Source organism: Streptomyces wedmorensis (genome assembly GCF_000716445.1).
Classification (GTDB): domain Bacteria; phylum Actinomycetota; class Actinomycetes; order Streptomycetales; family Streptomycetaceae; genus Streptomyces; species Streptomyces wedmorensis.
Map to the genome: position 1 here is coordinate 115824 of NZ_JNWK01000021.1, position 19559 is coordinate 135382.

Genomic DNA, 19559 nt, shown 5'->3' on the forward strand with positions numbered 1-19559 from the left:
GAGGACGGGGGCGGTTCTCATTCTCCGGCGCGTCCGCGGCCCGATGCCCCGTCACTGCCCGACCCGGCGCTTGAGGAAGTCGGCGATCAGGTCCGCGATCGCCGGGGCGTGGGTCTCCAGGGCGAAGTGGCCCGTGGGGAGCAGGTGGATCTCGGCGTCCGGGAGGTCGCGGCGGAAGGCCTCGGCTCCGGCGGGGACGAAGACCTGGTCGCCCTCGCCCCAGACGGCGAGGAGGGGGACGCGGCTCGTGCGGAAGTACTCCTGGAAGGCCGGGTAGAGGGCGAAGTTGGCGCCGTAGTCGGCGATCAGGCCGAGCTGGATCTCGTCCTGGCCGTCGCGGGCCATCAGGGCGGCGTCGTGGTGCCAGGCGTCGGGGCTCAGACGGTCGCGGTATCCGGCGGGGACGCCGGTCTCGTACTGCCACTTGATGCCGTCGAGGGAGCGGATGGCGCGGACCGGCTCCTCGGTCTCGGGCGTGCGGTTCTCGATGAGGGCGAGGACCGGGGCCCAGGCCTCGGCGCCGAGGCCCTCCTCGTAGGCGTTGCCGTTCTGGGTGACGATCGCGGTGATCCGCTCGGGGTGGGCGAGGGCGAGGCGGAGGCCGATCGGGGCACCGTAGTCCTGGATGTAGAGGGCGAACCGGTCCAGGCCGAGGGTCTCGGTGAACTCGGCGGTCAGTGAAGCCAGTTCGGCGAAGGTGTAGTCGAACTCGGCCGCGGAGGGGGCGGCGCTGCGGCCGAAGCCCAGGTGGTCGGGGGCGATCAGCCGGTAGTTGTCGGCGAGCAGCGGGATCAGGTCGCGGAACATGTGCGAGCTGGTCGGGAAGCCGTGCAGCAGGAGGAGCACGGGGGCGTCGACCGGACCGGCCTCGCGGTAGGCGATCTCGTGTCCCCGGACGGTGACGGTGCGGTGGTGGGTCGACAGCACGGACATCGTTCTAACCCCTTGGTTGCGTGTCACTGGTTATGGCACGACTCAACCAGGTCACCTCTAACCTGTCAATGGCATTTAAAGGGTTAGAAGGGCGCGCGTGGGAGGGTGGGCCCATGACCGTGAGGATCGCGCCCACCCATGAACTCGGGGCCGCCCGGCTCCGCTCCGTACGCGAGTTGCTCGACACCGCCTTCGAGGGCGACTTCTCCGACGACGACTGGGACCACACCCTCGGCGGCGTCCACGCCTGGACCGAGGACGAGCGGGGCGTCGCCGCCCACGGTGCCGTCGTGCTGCGGCGCCTGCTCCACCGGGGCCGCTCGCACCGCGTCGGATACGTCGAAGGGGTCGCCGTGCGGGGCGACCTCAGGCGGCGGGGCCTCGGCGGGGCGGTCATGGCCGAGCTGGAGCGGGTGATCGACGGCGCGTACGCCTTCGGGGCGCTCAGCGCCTCGGCGGACGGGGCCGCGCTCTACCGGGGGCGCGGCTGGACCCTCTGGGAGGGCCGGCTCGAAGCGCTGGGCCCCGGGGGGATCGTGCGCCTCGCCGACGACGAGGGGTCCGTCCACCTGTGGCCGGCCGCTGGCCGGGCCCTGCCGGACCCGGCCGATCCGCTGGTCTTCGACTGGCGCGACGGCGATCTGACCTGAGAGTGATCCGACCGGACGGTGCTCTGACCGGACAGTGATCTGCCGTGGCGGCGATCCGCTGTCGCGGCGATCCGCCGTGGGGGCGGTCAGCTGTCGCCGGGTCCGCGGGGGATCACTTCCCGCGGGTCGCCTCCACGCGGCCGCGGTCCGTTTCCAGCTTGGCCGTGAGCGCGGCCGTGACGGCACTGCCCAGGGCGATGAAGACCACCGCGTATCCCGGCAGGCCGAGGGCGAAGTAGGCGAGGGAGACCACCACGAACCAGGCGCCGAGCAGCGCCTTGCCGCGGCGGCTGAGGAACAGCCACTTGCCGGGGGTCGCCGGGACGGAGGGGCGCGCACCGGCGGGGCCGTCGGTCGCCGCCTTCGGGCGCTTGAAGTAGCCGTACACCAGCCACTCGCCGCACGGTTCCCAGCCCTCCGGCTCCAGTTCGTCGAGGACCCGGGTGCGCCGCCCGCCCTTGATGACCTCGCGGCGGTACTCCCACGCGAGTGCGACGCCGGGGGCCCGCCGGCAGACGAACCGGCCGAGCGCGTCCAGCGACTCGACCTCCCAGCCCTGGTCGCCGTGGACGGCGAGCATCCGGCGGTCGTTGAAGAGGTCGGCGGTCCAGGTCCAGTGCTCCGCCGCGCCGTCCGGCTCCCCGGGGGCCGGGGCCAGACCGCCGAGCCCTTCCGCGAGCCGCGCGGCGGGCCCGAACTCCTCCTCCGGCGAGGTCCCGGTCTCCGCGAGGTGTCCGCGCAGTTCGTCGGTCGTGCGGCCGATCTGCTCCTCGGGCACGCCCGCGGCGCGCAGCGCCTCCGTCAGCTCGGCGAAGTAGGCGTCGGTGGTCATGGTGCGGTTCCCCCTGCGTGCAGTCTCGTCTCTACGGCCCGGTGGAACTCCGTCCAGGCCGCGCCCTCGTCCGTGAGCCGGGTGCGGCCCGCGTCGGTGAGGCGGTAGTAGCGGCGCCCGGGTCCGCGCTCGGCGGCGCGGAACTCGGCCTCGACCAGGCCGGCCTGTTCCAGACGGTTCAGTACGGGATAGAGCGTCCCGCCCTTGATCTCGCCGAGTCCCGCCTCGGCGAGCGCCTTGGCGATCTCGTACCCGTAACTCTCACCGTCGGTCAGGCAGGAGAGGACGAGCAGGTCGAGGACTCCCTTGAGCCAGCTGGATCTGCGGTCTGCGGCCATGGGGCACATCTGATCACTACCTAGGTAGGAATGCAATCTAGATAGGGGCGGAAGTCATGCGGTGACCAGCATCTTGCCGAGGTTCTCGCCGCTCAGCATCCCCAGAAACGCGTCCACGAAGTGTTCGAACCCCTTCGCCTCCGTCACGTCCAGCGGCAGCGCCCCGCTGCGCAGGTGCGGCACGGCGAGGTCGTACAGCTCCTCCTGCGCGTCCATGTGGTTGCGCACCAGGAAGCCCTCCAGGCGGATGCTCTTGCCGACCAGGTCGAAGAGGTTGCGCGGGGCCGGCGGGGGAGTGGAGAGCGAGTGGTACTGGGCGACCGCGCCGACCCAGGCGATGCGGCCGTACTCGCGCAGCGAGGCGATCGACGCCTCCAGGTGGGCGCCGCCCACCCCGTCCAGAACGGCGTCGAGCCCCTCCGGCGCGGCCTTCGCGAGCAGCTCCGTGACCGGTCCCTCGTGGTAGTCGAAGGCCGCGTCGAAGCCGATCTCCTCCGTCAGGTACGCGACCTTGCGGGCCGAGCCCGCGCTGCCGACCAGGCGCCCGGCGCCGAGGAGCCGCGCGATCCGCCCGGCCGCCGTGCCCACCCCTCCGGCGGCCGCCGAGACGAAGAGGTCCTCGCCCGGCTGGAGCCGGGCGATCCGGGTCAGGCCCACATAGGCCGACAGGCCCGTACCGCCGAGGATGCTCAGATGGGCGGCGAGCGGGACGCCGGGGCCGAAGTCGGGGACCGGGCGGACCTCGCCGCGGGAGACCAGGGAGTGCGTGCGCCAGCCCTTGCGGTGCAGGACGAGGTCGCCGGGGCGCAGCGACGGGTCGCGGGAGTCGAGCACCCGGCCCAGGGTGCGGCCCTCCATGGGGGAGTTCAGGGTCCACAGCAGGTCGCTGTCCATCGCCTCGCGGTGGTACGGGTCGACCGACCACTGGAGGTTCTCGACGAGTGCGGTACCCGGCTCGGGTGCGGGGACCGGGGACTCGACGAAGGCGAAGTCGCCGGGGGTGGGGAAGCCGTCGGGGCGGGCGGTCTGCTGGACGGTGATCATGGTGTCGTTCGTCATGCGAGAGACCGTAGGAAGGAATCCCGCCGTCGGGCAGTGGGTTGCTCTCATGCAACGGACCGATCCATGAACGCCGCTCATACTCCGAGGTGGAAGCCCCATGACCGATCTCGCGCCCCGCGAGCTGCGCGTCCTCGTCGCCGTCGGGAGCGAGGGCGGGTTCTCGGCCGCCGCCGCCGTGCTCGGCATGACCCAGTCCGCCGTCTCCCACTCCGTCCGGACGAGCGAGGGCAAGCTGGGAGCCGTCCTCTTCGACCGCGGCCGGAACGGCGCGACCCCGACCGAGGCCGGTGTGCGGGCCCTCGGCCACGCCCGCCGGGTGCTGCGGCTCCTGGAGGTGATGGCCGCCGAGGTGCGCGCCGGTGGCGCCGGGCCCGGTTCCCTGGCGGGTCCGCTGCGGATCGCGGCCTTCCGCAGCGCCGCCCTGCACCTGCTGCCCCGGGCGCTGGAGCGGCTGACCGCCCGTCACCCGGAGGTCGTGCCCGAGGTGCGGATCGTGCGGGAGGTGGGGCGCGGCACGGCGGGCGAAGTGCTCGACGGGCGGGCCGACATCGGCATCGCGACCGTCGGGACCACCTCGCCCGTGCCGTCTGGGCTGGTCGGCGGGGTCCTCGTGGAGGAGGGGTACGCGCTGGTGCACCCCGTGGGCCATCCGGCGCCGCGCACGCTGCCGCTGGTCGACTGGACGGAGAACTGCACCTCGTACACCCGGGAGTGGTGGGCGGCGCAGGAGTGGCTGCCGGCGGCGACGGTGGAGGCGGAGGACGACGGAGCGGTGCTCTCGATGGTGAGCAGTGGTTTCGGGATGGCCGTGATGCCGGAACTGTCCCTGATCGGAGCGCCGCCCTCGGTGGAGATCACCGATCTCGGTGCGGAGCGCCCGACCCGCTCCGTCGGCTATGTCACCACCCCTGAACTGGCACGATCCCTCGCCGTCCGGGCTCTGATCCGCGAGCTGCGGAGCCGTACGGCCTGATCGCCGTCTCAGATAGTAGGAAGTCCGAGTAATTGTGGAGACAGATGCGGCGACCTGCCCTAGCTTTGTAGAAGCCGAACGTCTCGCTACATCAGCGAATGGCGGTCGAGAGCGCGATGCCCCTGTGCAGGTAACCCCTGCGGCGGCGCTCCCCGCCCCTTCAGGCGCCTTCGATCACAAGCTGATCTCCGCACATCCGGATCACCAATGATCTCAAGGAGTCGATCCCCCATGGCCGTTCAGACCGCCCCCCGCGTCCGCCACTCCGTCAACCGTCCCAGCGACGAGGCCCGCCAGAACGCGGCCGCAGCCCTCCAGCGCGCCCTCGACCGTCGCGACAACGGTGGCTCCACCGGCCACTGACGCGCTCCGGCGCGACCCTCGTCCGCTGTCCGTTCGTCCACATGGCGGACGGAACGTGTCAGACGATGGGACGAAGAGTAGGGTGCCGACATGTCTCACAGCATCAATCTCGCAGTCATCCCCGGCGACGGCATCGGCCAGGAGGTCGTGGCCCAGGGCCTCAAGATCCTCGCGGCCGTCCTTCCCCAGGACGTGAAGCTGGAGACCGAGGAGTACGACTTCGGCGCCAAGCGCTACCGCGCCACCGGTGAGACCCTCACCGACGCCGACCTCGCCTCCCTCAAGAAGCACGACGCCATCCTGCTCGGCGCCATCGGCGACCCGTCGGTGCCGTCCGGTGTCCTGGAGCGAGGCTTCCTCCTGAAGCTCCGCTTCGCCTTCGACCACCACGTGAACCTGCGTCCGTCGAAGCTGCTCCCCGGTGTGGCCACCCCGCTCGCCGGTCAGCCCGCGATCGACTTCATCGTGGTCCGCGAGGGCACCGAGGGGCCGTACACGGGCAACGGCGGCACCATCCGCAAGGGCACCCCGCACGAGGTCGCCACCGAGGTCTCGGTCAACACCGCCTTCGGTGTCGAGCGCGTGGTCCGCGACGCCTTCGCCCGCGCCCAGGCCCGTCCGCGCAAGAAGCTGACGCTGGTCCACAAGAACAACGTGCTGACCTTCGCCGGCCACCTCTGGACGGACACCTTCAACAAGGTGGCCCAGGAGTTCCCCGAGGTCACCACCGACTACCTGCACGTCGACGCCGCGACGATCTTCCTCGTCACGGACCCGGCCCGCTTCGACGTGATCGTCACCGACAACCTGTTCGGCGACATCATCACCGACCTCGCGGCTGCGGTCTCCGGCGGCATCGGCGTCGCCGCCTCGGGCAACATCAACCCGAGCGGCGAGTTCCCGTCCATGTTCGAGCCGGTCCACGGCTCCGCGCCGGACATCGCGGGCCAGGGCAAGGCCGACCCCACGGCCACCGTCCTCTCGGTCGCCCTGCTGCTCCGCCACCTCGGCTACGAGGCCGAGGCCGCCCGGGTCGAGGAGGCCGTCGCGGCCGACCTCACCGAGCGCGGCGACGCCGTCCGTACGACGGACCAGATCGGCGACGCGCTCGCCGCCCGAGTAGCGAGCTGACCCGGGCCGACTGACTTCCTACAGCAGCCGCCGGGTCGCATCAGCGCCCGGCGGCTGTACCTGTGCGGCCGCAGGGTGCCACCATCGAACCCTGGACCGTGTTCACCCGTTTCGTGCACCGGCCCCCACGAGCGATAATCGAACGTGGGGCCGCGGCATGCGGGCATGCTCGGACGTCCGCGCACTTCGGACGTCAGCCGCAGAATGAGGTGTGAGCGCGGTCCGACCCACACAACCGGTGAAGGACACGCACTCATGACGACGCCCACCATCGAGCTCAAGCCCTCCTCCAGCCCGCTGTCCGACGCGGAGCGCGAGGCGATCCTGGCCAACCCGGGGTTCGGCCGCCACTTCACCGACCACATGGTCACCATCCGGTGGACCGAGGGCCGCGGCTGGCACGACGCCCAGCTGGTGCCGTACGGTCCGCTGTCCCTGGACCCGGCCACGAACGTCCTGCACTACGCGCAGGAGATCTTCGAGGGCCTGAAGGCCTACCGCCGCCCCGACGGCTCGGTCGCCACCTTCCGCCCCGACGCCAACGCCCGCCGCTTCCAGTCCTCCGCCCGCCGGCTCGGCATGCCCGAACTGCCGGTCGAGACCTTCGTCGAGGCCTGTGACGTCCTGGTCCGGCACGACGAGGCCTGGGTCCCGGCGCACGGCGGCGAGGACTCGCTGTACCTGCGTCCGTTCATGATCGCCACCGAGGTCGGCCTGGGCGTCCGCCCGGCCAACGAGTACCTCTTCGTCGTCATCGCCTCGCCGGCCGGCCCGTACTTCCCCGGCGGCGTGAAGCCGGTCTCCATCTGGGCCTCGGAGGACCGCGTCCGCGCCGTCCCCGGCGGCGTCGGCGACGCCAAGACCGGCGGCAACTACGCGGCCTCCCTGCTCGCGCAGGCCGAGGCGGCGGCCAAGGGCTGCGACCAGGTCTGCTACCTCGACGCGGTCGAGCACAAGTGGGTCGAGGAACTCGGCGGCATGAACCTGTACTTCGTGTACGGCGACAAGATCGTCACCCCGACGCTCACCGGTTCGCTGCTCGCCGGCATCACCCGTGACTCGCTCCTCAAGGTCGCGAAGGACCTCGGCTACGAGTCCGAGGAGGCCCGCGTCTCCATCGACCAGTGGCAGGCCGACACCGAGAACGGCACCCTCACCGAGGTCTTCGCCTGCGGCACCGCCGCCGTCATCACCCCGGTCGGCACGGTCAAGTCCGCCCGGGGCGAGTGGCAGCAGTCGGGCGGCGAGCCCGGCGAGGTCACGATGAAGCTGCGCGAGGCGCTGCTCGCGATCCAGACCGGCAAGTCCGAGGACGTCCACGGCTGGATGCACGAGCTCGGCAAGTAGGAGCTACTCCGTCGCCGCCAGGGCTTCCGGGGCCGTCGTCACGGTCCCGGGGGCCCTGTTCGGCGTCAGTACGGCGTACAGCGCGCCGCCCACGACGCCCGAGAGCACGAAGCTGCAGTCGATCCCGCCCGTCAGGGCGAGCAGCGGCCCCTCGTAGAGCGGCGTCGACACCGCGGCCAGGCCGACCGCCGCGCCGATCGCCCAGGAGGCGGTGGCGCGCGGGTGCCAGCCCGCCGAGAACCAGTAGATCCCGCCGCGCGAGCGGTTGTTGAAGACCTGGAGCGCCTCCGGGTCGTACGTCCCGCCGCACCGGGCGTGCCCGATCAGGGTGATCACCGCCCACGGGGTGCCGATCGCCGTGAGGAGCAGGACGAAGGACGTCATCGCGGTCTGCGCGTCCGAGGCGAAGTGGCCGAGGAAGACGAAGGCCGTCGCCACCGCGGCGACCACGAGCGTGGCGTGCGCGCGGGTGGCCCGCGGCAGGATCGCGTCCAGGTCGAGCCCCATCGAGTACAGCATCAGCCCGGCGTTGCCGACGGAACCGGCGGTGGCCGCGATCAGCAGCGGGACCAGGTACCAGGTGGGCGACGCGGCGACGAGCGGGCCCGCGTAGTCGAGCCCGCCGCGGGCCGCGAGAGCGGTGAACGTGCCGAAGAGCTGGGGGACCAGCAGGCCGACGAGCAGGCCGAGACAGGTGGCGCGCAGCACCTTCCGCGGGCTGTGGCGCTCGGGGGACACGTACCGGGTGTAGTCGCCGAGCAGGGTGATGAACGCGACCGGGCCGCTGAGCCCCGCCGCGACCGCGGAGAGCAGCCAGGTCGGCCGGAACGAGTCCAGCAGGTACGGGGTGTCCGGTACCGCGGCCGTCGTGAAGTCGCCGGCGTAGGCCGCGAGTCCGACGGCCAGGAGCACGGTCATGCCGACCGCGAGGGCCTTGCTGAGCCGCAGCAGCAGCCGGTAGCCGTACACCGCGCCGACCACCGTGCAGGCGGCGAGCAGCGCGTAGACGGCGGCGTGCGCCGCGCCGCCGGTCGGCAGGCCGACCAGTCGGGCGAGGGTCCCGACCATGACGTCGCCGCCGATCCACAGCGTCAGGGCGGTGTAGCCGAGCGAGAGCAGCAGCCCGACCACGGAGCCGACGAGCCGGCCGCGGACGCCGAAGAAGGCGCCGGACGAGGTGGAGAGGTTGGTCGCGGTGCGGAGGGACACAAGCGCCAGCGGGGCGGTGACGGCGACGCCGACGACGGTTCCTGTGACGACGGAGGTCACCGAGCCCCAGAAGCCGAGGCCGAAGGAGACCGGCAGCCAGCCGAAGACGATCACTCCCAGGCAGAGGTTGGATCCGAGCAGGATCGAGACGAGGTCGCGGGGGCCGCTGGTGCGTTCGGCCTCGGGGATGGTGTCGACTCCGCGCTGTTCTATCGGCATGAGGACTCCCTGCGGGGGCGGACGGGGAAGATTTAGAGTGCTGCTCAATGTGACCCACGTGTTGTAGTCACGTCAATGCTTGGAACCTGGGCGTTCAGCATTTAGAGTGGCACTCAAACAGGAGGTGTACCGAGGTGCGACCGACCCCCACCGAACGCGACCGGCTGCTGCTCTTCGGCGCCGCCGACCTCTCGGTCGCGTTCGTCGCGCAGGCCGCCGTCGACCTCGGCTCCGACGCGATGCCGACCCGCCGCCGGGTCGCCGTCCGCGGCACCCGCGGCACCCGCGGCATCCGCGGCATCCGCGGCACCCGTGGCATCGGACCCGCGGACCTCCTGCTCGACTCCCGGGTCGGCGACGTCCAGGTGGACGGCCACACCGGCCTCGTCCCGCTCGACGGCTCCCCGATCCGCTCCGGGGCGGCCGAGTCCGTCTCCCCCAACCGCCTCCACTTCCTCTAGGACTGACCCATGACCTTCCGCATGCCCGCCGAATGGATGCCGCACGAGCGCACCTGGATGGCCTGGCCCAGCCCCAACCCCACCTTCACCGACGCGGAGGAGCTCGCCGAGGCGCGCGACGCCTGGGCGTCGGTGGCCCGCGCCGTCCGCCGCTTCGAGCCGGTCACCGTGGTGGTCGCCCCCGGCGACGCGGAGTCGGCCGCCGCGCTCCTCGGCCCGGACATCGACCTGGTCGAGCGCGAGCTCGACGACGCCTGGATGCGGGACATCGGCCCCACCTTCGTCACGAACGGCACCGAACTGGCCGCCGTGGACTGGGTGTTCAACGGCTGGGGCGGCCAGGACTGGGCCCGCTGGGCGAACGACTCCAAGATCGCCCGCCATGTGGCGGACGTCGCCGGCGTCCCCGTCCAGTCCTCCCCCCTCGTCAACGAGGGCGGCGCGATCCACGTCGACGGCGAGGGCACCGTCCTGCTCACCGACACCGTCCAGCTCGGCTCCGGCCGCAACCCCGAGTGGACCCGCGAGCAGGTCGAGGCCGAGATCCACGCCAAGCTCGGCACGACCAAGGCGATCTGGCTCCCGCACGGCCTCGCCGGCGACTACGGCCTCTACGGAACCCAGGGCCACGTCGACATCGTCGCCGCCTTCGCCCGCCCCGGCACGGTCCTCGTCCACAGCCAGCAGGACCCGAACCACCCCGACCACGAGCGCTCCCGGACGTACGTGGACATCCTGCGCGGCCAGACCGACGCGCAGGGCCGCCCCCTGGAGGTCATCGAGGTCCCGGCCCCGACCGTCCTCAAGGACGAGGAGGGCGACTGGGTCGACTACTCGTACATCAACCACTACCTGTGCAACGACGGCGTCGTCCTCTGCGCCTTCGACGACCCCCACGACGAGGTCGCCGCGGAGATCTTCCGCCGCCTCTTCCCGGAGCGCACGGTGACCCTCGTGGACGCCCGGACGATCTTCGCGGGCGGCGGCGGCATCCACTGCATCACCCAGCAGCAGCCGAAGGTCCGAGCCGGACGGGCCATGAGGTAGAACGTACGAGTGAGTCAGAGCAGCAGCCCGCCCCCACCCCACCCGCGCCGGCGCAACCAGGCCGCCCCGCCCCGTGAGGACGTGCTCGCGGCGGCGATGGACACGATCGCCGAGCGGGGACTCGACGGGCTCACCATGGCCGGGCTCGGCCGGCAGGTGGGGATGAGCAGCGGGCACCTGCTCTACTACTTCCGCACCAAGGACGAACTGCTGCTGCGGACCCTGGAGTGGAGCGAGGGCCGGCTCGGCGCCGAACGGAGCGCGCTGCTGTCCCGGCCCGGGACCGCGCGCGAGCGGCTCGACGGATACGTGGACGTCTACGTGCCCCGCGGCCCGCGCGATCCGCACTGGACGCTGTGGCTCGAGGTCTGGAACCGGTCGCAGAACGCCGACGACGACGCCCGCGCCCGGCAGGCCGCCATCGAGGGCGCCTGGCACCGGGACCTGGTCGCCATCCTGGCCGAGGGGGTCTCGCGGGGGGAGTTCCGGCCCGTCGACCCGGACCGGTTCGCCACCCGGATGCGGGCCCTGCTCGACGGCTTCAGCGTGCACGTGGCCGTCGGCATCCCCGGCACGGGTCGCGAGCAGGTCCTCGCGCACGTGCGGGAGTTCGTCGCCGAAACGCTGATCTCGCGACCGTAAAGCACGCAAGTACTCCCGATCGTTGCGTGCTACACCCTTGTTGCCCGTACGCGATCTCCGGCACGGTTCCGGTCCATGGGACGAGAGCACTGGAAGAAGATCTGGGTCGGCTCCGCCGGCAACATGGTCGAGTGGTTCGACTGGTTCGTGTACGCGAGCTTCGCGACCTACTTCGCGGGGGCGTTCTTCCCCGACGGCGACGACACCGCCAAACTCATGAACACCGCCGGCATCTTCGCCGTCGGCTTCTTCATGCGGCCGGTCGGCGGCTGGCTCCTCGGCCGGGTCGGCGACCGGAAGGGCCGCAAGGCCGCGCTCACCCTCACCGTCACCCTGATGTCCGCCTCCGCGCTGCTCATCGCGGTCGCGCCCACCTACTCCGTGGCCGGCTACGGCGGCGCCGCCGTCCTCCTGCTCGCCCGCCTCCTCCAGGGCCTCTCCGTCGGCGGTGAGTACGCCGCCAGCGCCACCTACCTCACCGAGGCCTCCGCGCCGCGGCACCGCGGCTTCGCCTCCAGCTTCCAGTACGTGTCGATGACCGCCGGCCAGGTCCTCGGCCTCGGCCTGCTCATCGTCCTCCAGCGCACGATGTCCGCCGAGGCTTTGCACAGCTGGGGCTGGCGCATCCCGTTCGTCATCGGCGCCCTCGGCGCGGCCGTCGTCTTCTACCTGCGCCGCACCATGCTGGAGACCGAGGTGTACGAGGAGACCGCCGGCGACGGGGTCGCGCGCGGCGAGCAGGGCACGCTCAAGGCCCTGTGGGCGCACCGGCGGGAGGCCTTCCTCGTCGTCGCGCTCACCATGGGCGGCACCGTGGCGTACTACACGTACACCACCTACCTCACCAAGTACCTCTCCAACTCCGCCGGGCTGCCCAAGCAGACGGCGACCCTGGTCTCCTTCTGCGCCCTGATCGTCTTCGCCTGCCTCCAGCCGCTGGCCGGCCGGCTCTCCGACCGGATCGGCCGCCGTCCCCTCCTCATCGCCTTCGCCCTCGGCTCCACCCTCCTCACCGTGCCGATCCTGGCGATGCTGAAGCACGCGGGGTCCTTCTGGCCGGCCCTCGGCCTCTCCCTGCTCGCCCTCCTCGTCGTCACCGGCTACACCTCGATCAACGCGTGCGTGAAGGCCGAGCTCTTCCCCACCGGCATCCGCGCCCTCGGCGTCGCCCTGCCGTACGCCATCGCCAACGCCCTCTTCGGCGGCACGGCCGAGTACGTGGCCCTCTGGTTCAAGGACGCCGGCATCGAGTCCGGCTTCTCCTGGTACGTGGCCGGCTGCGCCGCCGTCTCCCTCGTCGTCTACCTCACGATGCGCGAGACCCGGGACATCGACCTGGGCCGGGTCGGGGCGGGCGACACCGACGTCCCCGGACGGCGGCGCGGGGGGCTGCCCGTATCGTGAGACCCCCGTCCCGCTGACCCGCGAGCTGTGTCAGACTTCCGGCGTGCTTGCTACCACGATGATTATCGGCAGCAGCGCGCCGGTCCGCAGTGGCCACTGAATCGCGGCACGACCCCCGCGGCAGTGGACACCGTGCCCCAGACCCGCGCGCAGACCTCTCGCACCCGCGAGGGGTTTTTTCGTTTTCCGGCCCCACCCACGCCGGAAACGGACGACGCGTGAGAATGGGGGCAAGTGGATCCAGACCTTCCGGAGCCACATCCGACAGGAGCCATCACAGTCATGACCACGGAGAACGCCGAGAGCGCGCCCCTCGACGACAGCTTCCATGTCTTCGACACGACGCTGCGCGACGGGGCGCAGCGTGAAGGCATCAACCTCACCGTCGCGGACAAGCTGACCATCGCACGGCACCTCGACGACTTCGGCGTGGGCTTCATCGAGGGCGGCTGGCCCGGCGCCAACCCGCGTGACACGGAGTTCTTCGCCCGTGCCCAGCAGGAGATCGCGTTCAAGAACGCGCAGCTCGTCGCCTTCGGCGCCACCCGCCGGGCCGGCGGCAACGCCGCCGAGGACCCGCAGGTCAAGGCGCTCCTCGACTCCGGAGCCCCGGTCGTCACCCTGGTGGCCAAGTCCCACGACCGGCACGTCGAGCTGGCCCTGCGCACCACCCTCGACGAGAACCTGGAGATGGTCCGCGACACCGTCGCCTTCCTGACCTCCCAGGGCCGCCGCGTCTTCGTCGACTGCGAGCACTTCTTCGACGGCTACAAGGCCAACCCCGACTACGCCAAGGCCGTGGTGCGCGCCGCGCACGAGGCCGGCGCCGACGTCGTCATCCTCTGCGACACCAACGGCGGCATGCTCCCCGCCCAGATCCAGGCCGTCGTCGCCACCGTCATCGCCGACACCGGCGCCCGCCTCGGCATCCACGCCCAGGACGACACCGGCTGCGCCGTCGCCAACACCCTCGCCGCCGTCGACGCGGGCGCCACCCACGTCCAGTGCACGGCCAACGGCTACGGCGAGCGGGTCGGCAACGCCAACCTCTTCCCGGTCGTCGCGGCCCTGGAGCTCAAGTACGGCAAGAAGGTCCTCCCCGAGGGCGCGCTCGCCGAGATGACCCGCATCTCGCACGCCATCGCCGAGGTCGTCAACCTCACGCCCTCCACCCACCAGCCGTACGTCGGCGTCTCGGCTTTCGCCCACAAGGCCGGCCTCCACGCCTCGGCGATCAAGGTCGACCCCGACCTCTACCAGCACATCGACCCCGAGCTGGTCGGCAACACCATGCGGATGCTCGTCTCCGACATGGCCGGCCGCGCCTCCATCGAGCTCAAGGGCAAGGAGCTCGGCGTCGACCTGGGCGGCGACCGGGCGCTCGTCGGACGGGTCGTCGAGCGGGTCAAGGAGCGCGAGCTCCAGGGCTACACGTACGAGGCGGCCGACGCCTCCTTCGAGCTGCTGCTCCGCGAGGAGGCCGAGGGCCGCGCCCGCCGCTACTTCCGTACGGAGTCCTGGCGCGCGATCGTCGAGGATCGGCCCGACGGCACCCACGCCAACGAGGCCACGGTCAAGCTGTGGGCCAAGGGCGAGCGGATCGTCGCCACCGCCGAGGGCAACGGCCCCGTCAACGCCCTCGACCGGGCGATGCGGGTGGCCCTGGAGCGGATGTACCCGCCGTTGGCCAAGTTCGAGCTGGTCGACTACAAGGTCCGCATCCTGGAAGGCCGCCACGGTACCGAGTCCACGACCCGGGTCCTCATCACCACCAGCGACGGCAACGCCGAGTGGTCGACGGTCGGCGTCGGCGAGAACGTCATCGCCGCCTCCTGGCAGGCACTGGAGGACGCCTTCACCTACGGACTCCTCCGCGCCGGGATCGACCCCGCCGAATAGCCTTCCCATGTTCCGTTTCGCCCGTTTCGGGTAGTTTCGAACCATGAGGACCAGGGCGATGTCCGCAGGGTCCGCTCTCGGCGGGCTGATACTGCTGCTGCTCCTGGCCCTGGCCCCGCTCGCGGGCGCCAGGGCCACGGGGGTACCCGACGCGGCCGCCGCCCTGAGACAGGGCCCGGTCTACGTCGACCCGGGCGCCGCCGGGCAGCTCTCCACGGCCGACGCGAAGTCCCTCGCGGAGAAGATCGAGGCCGCGGACAAGCCGCTCTTCGTGGCCGTGCTGCCGGCGAACGCGCAGTTCCCGCCCCAGGGCCTCATCGACAACCTGCGGGCGCAGACCGGCGTCGCCGGTCTGTACGCAGTACGCCTGGGCGACCGCTTCGACGCGGGCGTCGACCCCTCCGTGATGTCCCCGGCCGCCGTGCAGAACCTCGTCACCTCCGTGCGTCAGCAGCCCGGCAACGACGCGGCCGCCGAACTGAACGCCTTCGTCGACCAGGCCCTGCCCGCGATGCGCGGCTCCGCCCCCGCCTCCTGGGGCTCCGTCGGCGCGGACTCCGGGGTCCCGGTCGCCGGGCTCGTCACCCTCGGAGCCGTCGTCGTCGCCGGCGGAGCCGGCGCGTACACCGTCGTCCGCCGCAAGCGGCTCCGCAAGGAGGCCGAGGAGCGGGCCGCCCTCGACCGGCTCCGGGTCGTCGTCGACGAGGACATCACCGCCTTCGGCGAGGAGCTCGAACGCCTCGACTTCCACCCCGCCGAGACCGGCGCGGACGACACCATGCGCGGCGACTACGAGCGGGCCCTCGACTCCTACGACACGGCCAAGTCCCGCATGGGCTCCGCCGCCCGCCCCCATGACGTCCGCGGTGTCACCCAGGCCCTGGAGGACGGCCGCTACTCCCTCGCCGTCCTCGCCGCCCGCCGTGAGTCCCGGCCGCTGCCCGAGCGCCGGCCGCCGTGCTTCTTCGACCCGCGCCACGGCCCCGCCGTCGACGACCGCACCTGGACCCCGGCCGGCGGCGCCCCCCGCCAGGTCCCGGTCTGCTCCGCCGACGCCGCCCGCCTCGACGACGGCCTCGACCCCCTCGCCCGCACCGTCGACACCGACGCCGGCCGCCGCCCTTACTGGGAGGCCGGCCCCGCCTACGGCCCCTGGGCCGGCGGTTACTTCGGCGGCGGCATGCTCCCCGGCCTCCTCGTCGGCACCATGCTCGGCTCCATGCTCGCCACCCCCGCCTACGCCTCCGAATACGGAGGCGGCGACTTCCAGTCCACCGACTTCTCCGGTGGCGACTTCGGCTCGGGTGACTTCGGGGGCGGCGGCTTCGGCGGCGGCGGCGGCGACTTCGGCGGGGGCGGCGGCTTCGACGGCGGCGGCGGGTTCTGACCTCGCGCTGCGCGGTCCGGAAACCCGGTCAGGCCGGCGGCTTCACCGACATCAGGAGGTGGCGGTGGGTCGCTTCCGGGCCGTTGGCGAGGAGGGCGCGTTGGCCGGGGCCGAGGAGGTGGAAGCGGATCTCGGGGGCGTCCAGGGAGGTCAGGGCGTCGAGGAGATAGGCCGGGTTGAAGGCGACCGTGAGGGATCGCGCGCCGGTGAGGGTGGCGGGGAGGTGCTGGGAGGCCACGTCGTCCTCGTAACCCGCCTGGAGGTGGAGGCCGGCGGGGGAGAAGGCGAGCTGGACGGGACTGTCGCCCTCGGCGACGACGGCGACCCGCTTGACGGCCTCCGCCAGGGGCGCGCGGCCGGTGGTCGCGAGGGCGTGGTCCCCCAGGGCGAAGAGCTTGTCGTGGTGGGGGAGCCGTCCGTCGAGCAGGCGGGTGGTGGTGCGGGTGCCGGTGCTCTCGAAGCCGATCGAGCCGGCGTCGAGCGCGAGGCGGGCCGGGCCGGCGCCCGCCAGGGAGCGGGCGATCTCGGTCAGGCGGCGGGCCGGGACCACCACGTCGGCGGGCTCCGCGGGGGCGTCGGCCCCGGGCCGCCACTCCAGGGTGCGGACGGCGTACCGGTAGCGGTCGGTGGCGGCGAGGGTCATGGTCGTGCCGTCGAGGGCGAGGCGTATCCCGGTGAGGACCGGCAGCGAGTCGTCCCGGCCCGCCGCCACGGCCACCTGGGCGACCGCCGCGGCGAACGCGTCGCCGTCGACCAGGCCGCGCACCTCGGGCAGCGCGGGCGCGGCGGGGTAGTCGTCCTGCGGCAGCAGCGACAGGCCGAAGCGGGCGTCCCCGGAGGTCACCGCGAGACGGCCGCCCTCCACGGCGAGCTCCGCGTGGCCCCGGGGGAGCACCTTGCAGATGTCGAGCAGACGCCGCCCGAGGACGAGGGTCCGGCCCTCGACGGCCGTGTCGGCCTCCACCTCGATCCGCGCCGAGGCCTCGTGGTCGAGCCCCGAGACCCGGAGCCGGCCGTCCGCCGCCTCCAGGAGCAGTCCGCCGAGCACGGGCATCGGGGAACGGGCCGGCAGGACGCGCGCGGCCCAGGCCACGGCGTCGGTCAACACGCCGCTGTCGATACGGATTTCCATGTGGCCGACGCTAGCCGCCGCCACTGACAGCGGCCTTGACCAGCGGTTTCGGGCGTTCTCGGCGGGGGCGAACGACGCGGGCCGGGGCGAACCGGTGTGCGGGGGAAGGGAATTGAGTGCTTGATCGTTCTACTGTTCGACCGTGACACCGACACACAGGGGAAGAGGGCCATGACCGACGTCCACGGCACGGTGGAGCCCGGATTCGAGTCCGTACGCGAGGTCTTCGCGGGGATCGCCGCCGACGAGGCCCGGGACGGCGGCGCGCAGCTCGCCGTCCATCACCACGGCCGGCTCGTCGTCGACCTCTGGGGCGGCGACGGCGTCGACGGGGACTCGCTGCTCGGGCTGTACTCCTCGTCGAAGGGGGCCATGGCACTGGTGGCCGCCCTCCTCGTCCAGGACGGCGTCCTGGACCTGGACCGCACGGTCGCCTCCTGGTGGCCCGAGTTCGCGGCCGAGGGCAAGGGCGGCATCACGCTCCGGCAGCTGCTCGCCCACCGCTCGGGCGTGATCGGCGTGGACGGCGGCCTCTCGCTGGAGGAGCTCGCCGACGACGGCCGGACCGCCGCCCGCCTCGCGGCCCAGCGCCCCTTCTGGGAGCCGGACACCGGCCACGGCTACCACGCCCTGGTCATCGGCGCCCTCGTCGGCGAGGTGATCCTGCGGGCCACCGGCCGGACGACCCGGGAGCACTACGAGGAGCGGGTCCGGGCCCCGTACGGGATCGACTACCACCTGGGTCTCCCCGAGGAGCTCGAACCCCGCTTCCGTCCGGTGCTGCCGCTGCTGCCCACCCCCGCCGAGGAGGCGTTCCTCGCCGCGAACCCGGTCGCCCCGGACAGCCTCATGGGCATCTCCTTCAACCTCCACGCCGACCCGCCGTTCGACAACCTGGACTACGGCAACTCCCGTGCCGTACGGGCGAAGGCGCCGCTCTCCGGCGGCGGCGTCGGCACCGCGCGCGGTCTCTCCCGGATGTACGCGGCGATCGCGGGCGAGCTCGACGGCAGGCCTCCGCTGCTCGCCCCCGACACCCTCGCCGAGTTCGCCCGGATCCATTCCCGGGGCACCGACCTGGTCACCGGCGAGGAGAACGCCTTCGGCCTCGGCTTCGTCCCGCTGGCGACCCGATACCCCTCGCTCACCCCCGCCGCCGTGGGCCACAGCGGCGCCCCCGGCTCCCAGGCCTTCGCCGACCCGGCGACCGGCCTCGCCTACAGCTACACCCGCCGCCGCTTCGGCTTCATGGCGGGCCCTGGCGCACCGGAGAACGACCGCCTGGTCCCGGCGGTCGTGGAGGCGGCGGCGAAGGCCGCCTGAGGGGGAGCCCCGGGAAACGCCGAGCGCCCGCCTTCCGCTGCTGCGGAGGGCGGGCGCGCTCGTGTGTCCGGAGGGGTTCCGGGGGTCAGGCGGCGTTCTTGATCGCGGAGATGTCGAAGTTGAGCTTGACCTTGTCGCTGACCATCACGCCACCGGTCTCCAGGGCCGCGTTCCAGGTCAGGCCCCACTCGGAGCGCAGGATCTCGGCGGAGCCCTCGAAGCCGACGCGCTCGTTGCCGTAGACGTCCGTGGCGGTGCCGTTGAACTCCAGGTCGATGGAGAGCGGCTTGGTGACGTCCTTGATGGTCAGGTCGCCGGTGATCCGGTACTTGTCGCCGCCCAGCTGCGCGGCCTCGGTGGAGCGGAAGGTCATCAGCGGGAACTGCTCGGCGTCGAAGAAGTCGCCGCTGCGCAGGTGGCCGTCACGGTCGCCGATGCCGGTGTCGACGGAGGCGATCTTGACGTCGATGGAGGCGGTGGAGGCACCCGGGTCCGAGCCGTCGAGCTTCAGCGAGCCCTCGTGTTCCGCGAAGGTGCCGCGGACGTTGGTGACCATCGCGTGGCGGACGGTGAAGCCGATGCTGCTGTGGGCCGGGTCGATGCTGTAGTCGCCGGTCAGGGCGGCCAGGGCCGGGTCCACGGGGAGGGTGGCGACGGCGACGGCGGACTCGTTGTTCTTGCGGCTGAAGAGACCCATGACGTGCTCCTTGTCGGTGTTTGTTGAACCTTCAACGAGAACGACTGTAGACCTATTCCGTTCAACTTTCAACATCTATGGAGAACCTTCACCCGGACGGCGCCACGACGTCACCGACGCCCTCTGGCGGACGCGCGTAGAACTACGGCACCATCTCCCTGCGCGACGAGCACCACCTGCACAGCCGTCCCACCCGACACGGTCACCAGCAGGAGGCAACCCCCGTGAAGCTCCGCTCCGTCCTCACCGCAGTCGCCCTCGTCCTCGGCGCCCTCTTCGCCCCCGGATTCGGCGCCCTGTCCACGACGACCGACGCCCACGCGGTCACCAAGATCAGCCACGCCACCGCGACCTCGATGTTCCGGTCCTCCGGCATCACCTGGTCCTCGTCCGGCGGCTGCTCGGACCGGTACAACTCCACCTGCACGTCCTTCGAGCAGCTCAACCTCGCCACCGCCCAGGGCGCCCAGACCCTCAAGAGCGCCAGCGGCTGCGCCCTCAACATCACCG

18 protein-coding genes and 2 pseudogenes are annotated in these 19559 nt (G+C 72.1%); 13 read left to right on the top strand and 7 right to left on the bottom strand.

Annotated features, from left to right (window positions below):
• Positions 1-51: 51 nt before the first annotated feature.
• The gene (locus OO54_RS18705) at positions 52-933 is read right to left on the bottom strand and encodes an alpha/beta fold hydrolase (protein WP_200146612.1); all 882 of its coding nucleotides are present in this window, start codon (positions 931-933) and stop codon (positions 52-54) included.
• Positions 934-1046: 113 nt separating this feature from the next.
• Here OO54_RS18705 and OO54_RS18710 point away from each other — a divergent pair, with 113 nt between their 5' ends.
• Positions 1047-1583: a GNAT family N-acetyltransferase gene (locus OO54_RS18710; protein ID WP_033204541.1), complete on the top strand. Its 537-nt coding sequence runs from the start codon at positions 1047-1049 to the stop codon at positions 1581-1583.
• A gap of 112 nt (positions 1584-1695) precedes the next feature.
• Here OO54_RS18710 and OO54_RS18715 read toward each other — a convergent pair whose 3' ends face one another.
• Genes OO54_RS18715 through OO54_RS18725 form a run of 3 tightly spaced genes read right to left on the bottom strand, consistent with a single transcriptional unit; the run spans position 1696 to position 3812 of the window.
• A complete protein-coding gene (locus tag OO54_RS18715; protein ID WP_033204543.1) occupies positions 1696-2415 on the bottom strand; it encodes a hypothetical protein in 720 nt (239 codons plus the stop codon).
• Positions 2412-2753, bottom strand: a complete 342-nt coding sequence (locus tag OO54_RS18720) for a PadR family transcriptional regulator (RefSeq protein ID WP_033204545.1) — start codon at positions 2751-2753, stop codon at positions 2412-2414. The genes OO54_RS18715 and OO54_RS18720 overlap by 4 nt, the downstream gene beginning before the upstream one ends.
• A gap of 54 nt (positions 2754-2807) precedes the next feature.
• Positions 2808-3812 (bottom strand): MDR family NADP-dependent oxidoreductase, encoded by a 1005-nt coding sequence (locus OO54_RS18725; protein WP_033204546.1) that lies wholly within the window; start codon positions 3810-3812, stop codon positions 2808-2810.
• Between the two features lie 100 nt (positions 3813-3912).
• Here OO54_RS18725 and OO54_RS18730 point away from each other — a divergent pair, with 100 nt between their 5' ends.
• The 4 genes from OO54_RS18730 (at position 3913) to OO54_RS18740 (ending at position 7629) form a co-directional block, all read left to right on the top strand.
• The gene (locus tag OO54_RS18730; RefSeq protein WP_033204548.1) at positions 3913-4788 is read left to right on the top strand and encodes a LysR family transcriptional regulator; all 876 of its coding nucleotides are present in this window, start codon (positions 3913-3915) and stop codon (positions 4786-4788) included.
• Positions 4789-5019: 231 nt separating this feature from the next.
• Complete coding sequence (locus OO54_RS48345) at positions 5020-5151, top strand: hypothetical protein (RefSeq protein ID WP_267888949.1); 132 nt, start codon at positions 5020-5022, stop codon at positions 5149-5151.
• Between the two features lie 90 nt (positions 5152-5241).
• Positions 5242-6282 (top strand): 3-isopropylmalate dehydrogenase, encoded by a 1041-nt coding sequence (locus tag OO54_RS18735; RefSeq protein WP_033204549.1) that lies wholly within the window; start codon positions 5242-5244, stop codon positions 6280-6282.
• 255 nt (positions 6283-6537) lie between these two features.
• The gene (locus OO54_RS18740) at positions 6538-7629 is read left to right on the top strand and encodes a branched-chain amino acid aminotransferase (RefSeq protein ID WP_017235995.1); all 1092 of its coding nucleotides are present in this window, start codon (positions 6538-6540) and stop codon (positions 7627-7629) included.
• Positions 7630-7632: 3 nt separating this feature from the next.
• On the opposite strand, the gene OO54_RS18745 is transcribed toward OO54_RS18740, so the two are convergent.
• Positions 7633-9057: a cytosine permease gene (locus tag OO54_RS18745; RefSeq protein WP_033204551.1), complete on the bottom strand. Its 1425-nt coding sequence runs from the start codon at positions 9055-9057 to the stop codon at positions 7633-7635.
• 182 nt (positions 9058-9239) lie between these two features.
• Here OO54_RS18745 and OO54_RS18750 point away from each other — a divergent pair.
• The 6 genes and pseudogenes from OO54_RS18750 to OO54_RS18775 all read left to right on the top strand — a co-directional run.
• Positions 9240-9518, top strand: a pseudogene (locus tag OO54_RS18750) (hypothetical protein); the annotation flags it as partial.
• 9 nt (positions 9519-9527) lie between these two features.
• Positions 9528-10565: an agmatine deiminase family protein gene (locus OO54_RS18755; RefSeq protein ID WP_033204554.1), complete on the top strand. Its 1038-nt coding sequence runs from the start codon at positions 9528-9530 to the stop codon at positions 10563-10565.
• Between the two features lie 96 nt (positions 10566-10661).
• Positions 10662-11207 carry a TetR/AcrR family transcriptional regulator gene (locus OO54_RS18760; protein ID WP_234439307.1) on the top strand — a complete coding sequence of 182 codons (546 nt, stop codon included), beginning with the start codon at positions 10662-10664 and terminating at the stop codon, positions 11205-11207.
• A gap of 75 nt (positions 11208-11282) precedes the next feature.
• On the top strand, positions 11283-12611 hold the full coding sequence (locus OO54_RS18765) for an MFS transporter (protein WP_033204557.1): 1329 nt from the start codon (positions 11283-11285) through the stop codon (positions 12609-12611).
• A 282-nt stretch (positions 12612-12893) separates the two neighbouring features.
• Positions 12894-14510 carry a citramalate synthase gene (cimA, locus tag OO54_RS18770; protein ID WP_033204559.1) on the top strand — a complete coding sequence of 539 codons (1617 nt, stop codon included), beginning with the start codon at positions 12894-12896 and terminating at the stop codon, positions 14508-14510.
• Positions 14511-14553: 43 nt separating this feature from the next.
• Positions 14554-15897 carry a hypothetical protein gene (locus OO54_RS18775; RefSeq protein ID WP_033204560.1) on the top strand — a complete coding sequence of 448 codons (1344 nt, stop codon included), beginning with the start codon at positions 14554-14556 and terminating at the stop codon, positions 15895-15897.
• A 28-nt stretch (positions 15898-15925) separates the two neighbouring features.
• Here the strand turns inward: OO54_RS18775 and dnaN are convergent, their stop codons facing one another.
• Positions 15926-17029: a DNA polymerase III subunit beta gene (dnaN, locus tag OO54_RS18780; RefSeq protein ID WP_033204562.1), complete on the bottom strand. Its 1104-nt coding sequence runs from the start codon at positions 17027-17029 to the stop codon at positions 15926-15928.
• Positions 17030-17200: 171 nt separating this feature from the next.
• Between dnaN and OO54_RS18785 the strand changes: the two genes are divergently transcribed.
• Positions 17201-18352: an EstA family serine hydrolase gene (locus OO54_RS18785; protein ID WP_033204563.1), complete on the top strand. Its 1152-nt coding sequence runs from the start codon at positions 17201-17203 to the stop codon at positions 18350-18352.
• Between the two features lie 85 nt (positions 18353-18437).
• On the opposite strand, the gene OO54_RS18790 is transcribed toward OO54_RS18785, so the two are convergent.
• Positions 18438-19049 (bottom strand): YceI family protein, encoded by a 612-nt coding sequence (locus OO54_RS18790; RefSeq protein ID WP_033204565.1) that lies wholly within the window; start codon positions 19047-19049, stop codon positions 18438-18440.
• A 224-nt stretch (positions 19050-19273) separates the two neighbouring features.
• Here OO54_RS18790 and OO54_RS18795 point away from each other — a divergent pair.
• Positions 19274-19559, top strand: a pseudogene (locus OO54_RS18795) (hypothetical protein); the annotation flags it as partial.

What these genes read in the sequence shown, in the direction of transcription:
- OO54_RS48345 (WP_267888949.1), top strand. Translation starts at nt 5,020, where the DNA reads ATGGCCGTTCAGACCGCCCCCCGCGTCCGCCACTCCGTCAACCGTCCC.
- OO54_RS18705 (WP_200146612.1), bottom strand. Translation starts at nt 933, where the DNA reads ATGTCCGTGCTGTCGACCCACCACCGCACCGTCACCGTCCGGGGACAC.
- OO54_RS18730 (WP_033204548.1), top strand. Translation starts at nt 3,913, where the DNA reads ATGACCGATCTCGCGCCCCGCGAGCTGCGCGTCCTCGTCGCCGTCGGG.
- OO54_RS18715 (WP_033204543.1), bottom strand. Translation starts at nt 2,415, where the DNA reads ATGACCACCGACGCCTACTTCGCCGAGCTGACGGAGGCGCTGCGCGCC.
- OO54_RS18785 (WP_033204563.1), top strand. Translation starts at nt 17,201, where the DNA reads ATGACCGACGTCCACGGCACGGTGGAGCCCGGATTCGAGTCCGTACGC.
- OO54_RS18775 (WP_033204560.1), top strand. Translation starts at nt 14,554, where the DNA reads ATGAGGACCAGGGCGATGTCCGCAGGGTCCGCTCTCGGCGGGCTGATA.
- OO54_RS18755 (WP_033204554.1), top strand. Translation starts at nt 9,528, where the DNA reads ATGACCTTCCGCATGCCCGCCGAATGGATGCCGCACGAGCGCACCTGG.
- OO54_RS18740 (WP_017235995.1), top strand. Translation starts at nt 6,538, where the DNA reads ATGACGACGCCCACCATCGAGCTCAAGCCCTCCTCCAGCCCGCTGTCC.
- OO54_RS18790 (WP_033204565.1), bottom strand. Translation starts at nt 19,049, where the DNA reads ATGGGTCTCTTCAGCCGCAAGAACAACGAGTCCGCCGTCGCCGTCGCC.
- cimA (WP_033204559.1), top strand. Translation starts at nt 12,894, where the DNA reads ATGACCACGGAGAACGCCGAGAGCGCGCCCCTCGACGACAGCTTCCAT.
- OO54_RS18720 (WP_033204545.1), bottom strand. Translation starts at nt 2,753, where the DNA reads ATGGCCGCAGACCGCAGATCCAGCTGGCTCAAGGGAGTCCTCGACCTG.
- OO54_RS18745 (WP_033204551.1), bottom strand. Translation starts at nt 9,057, where the DNA reads ATGCCGATAGAACAGCGCGGAGTCGACACCATCCCCGAGGCCGAACGC.
- OO54_RS18765 (WP_033204557.1), top strand. Translation starts at nt 11,283, where the DNA reads ATGGGACGAGAGCACTGGAAGAAGATCTGGGTCGGCTCCGCCGGCAAC.
- OO54_RS18725 (WP_033204546.1), bottom strand. Translation starts at nt 3,812, where the DNA reads ATGACGAACGACACCATGATCACCGTCCAGCAGACCGCCCGCCCCGAC.
- dnaN (WP_033204562.1), bottom strand. Translation starts at nt 17,029, where the DNA reads ATGGAAATCCGTATCGACAGCGGCGTGTTGACCGACGCCGTGGCCTGG.
- OO54_RS18710 (WP_033204541.1), top strand. Translation starts at nt 1,047, where the DNA reads ATGACCGTGAGGATCGCGCCCACCCATGAACTCGGGGCCGCCCGGCTC.
- OO54_RS18760 (WP_234439307.1), top strand. Translation starts at nt 10,662, where the DNA reads ATGGACACGATCGCCGAGCGGGGACTCGACGGGCTCACCATGGCCGGG.
- OO54_RS18735 (WP_033204549.1), top strand. Translation starts at nt 5,242, where the DNA reads ATGTCTCACAGCATCAATCTCGCAGTCATCCCCGGCGACGGCATCGGC.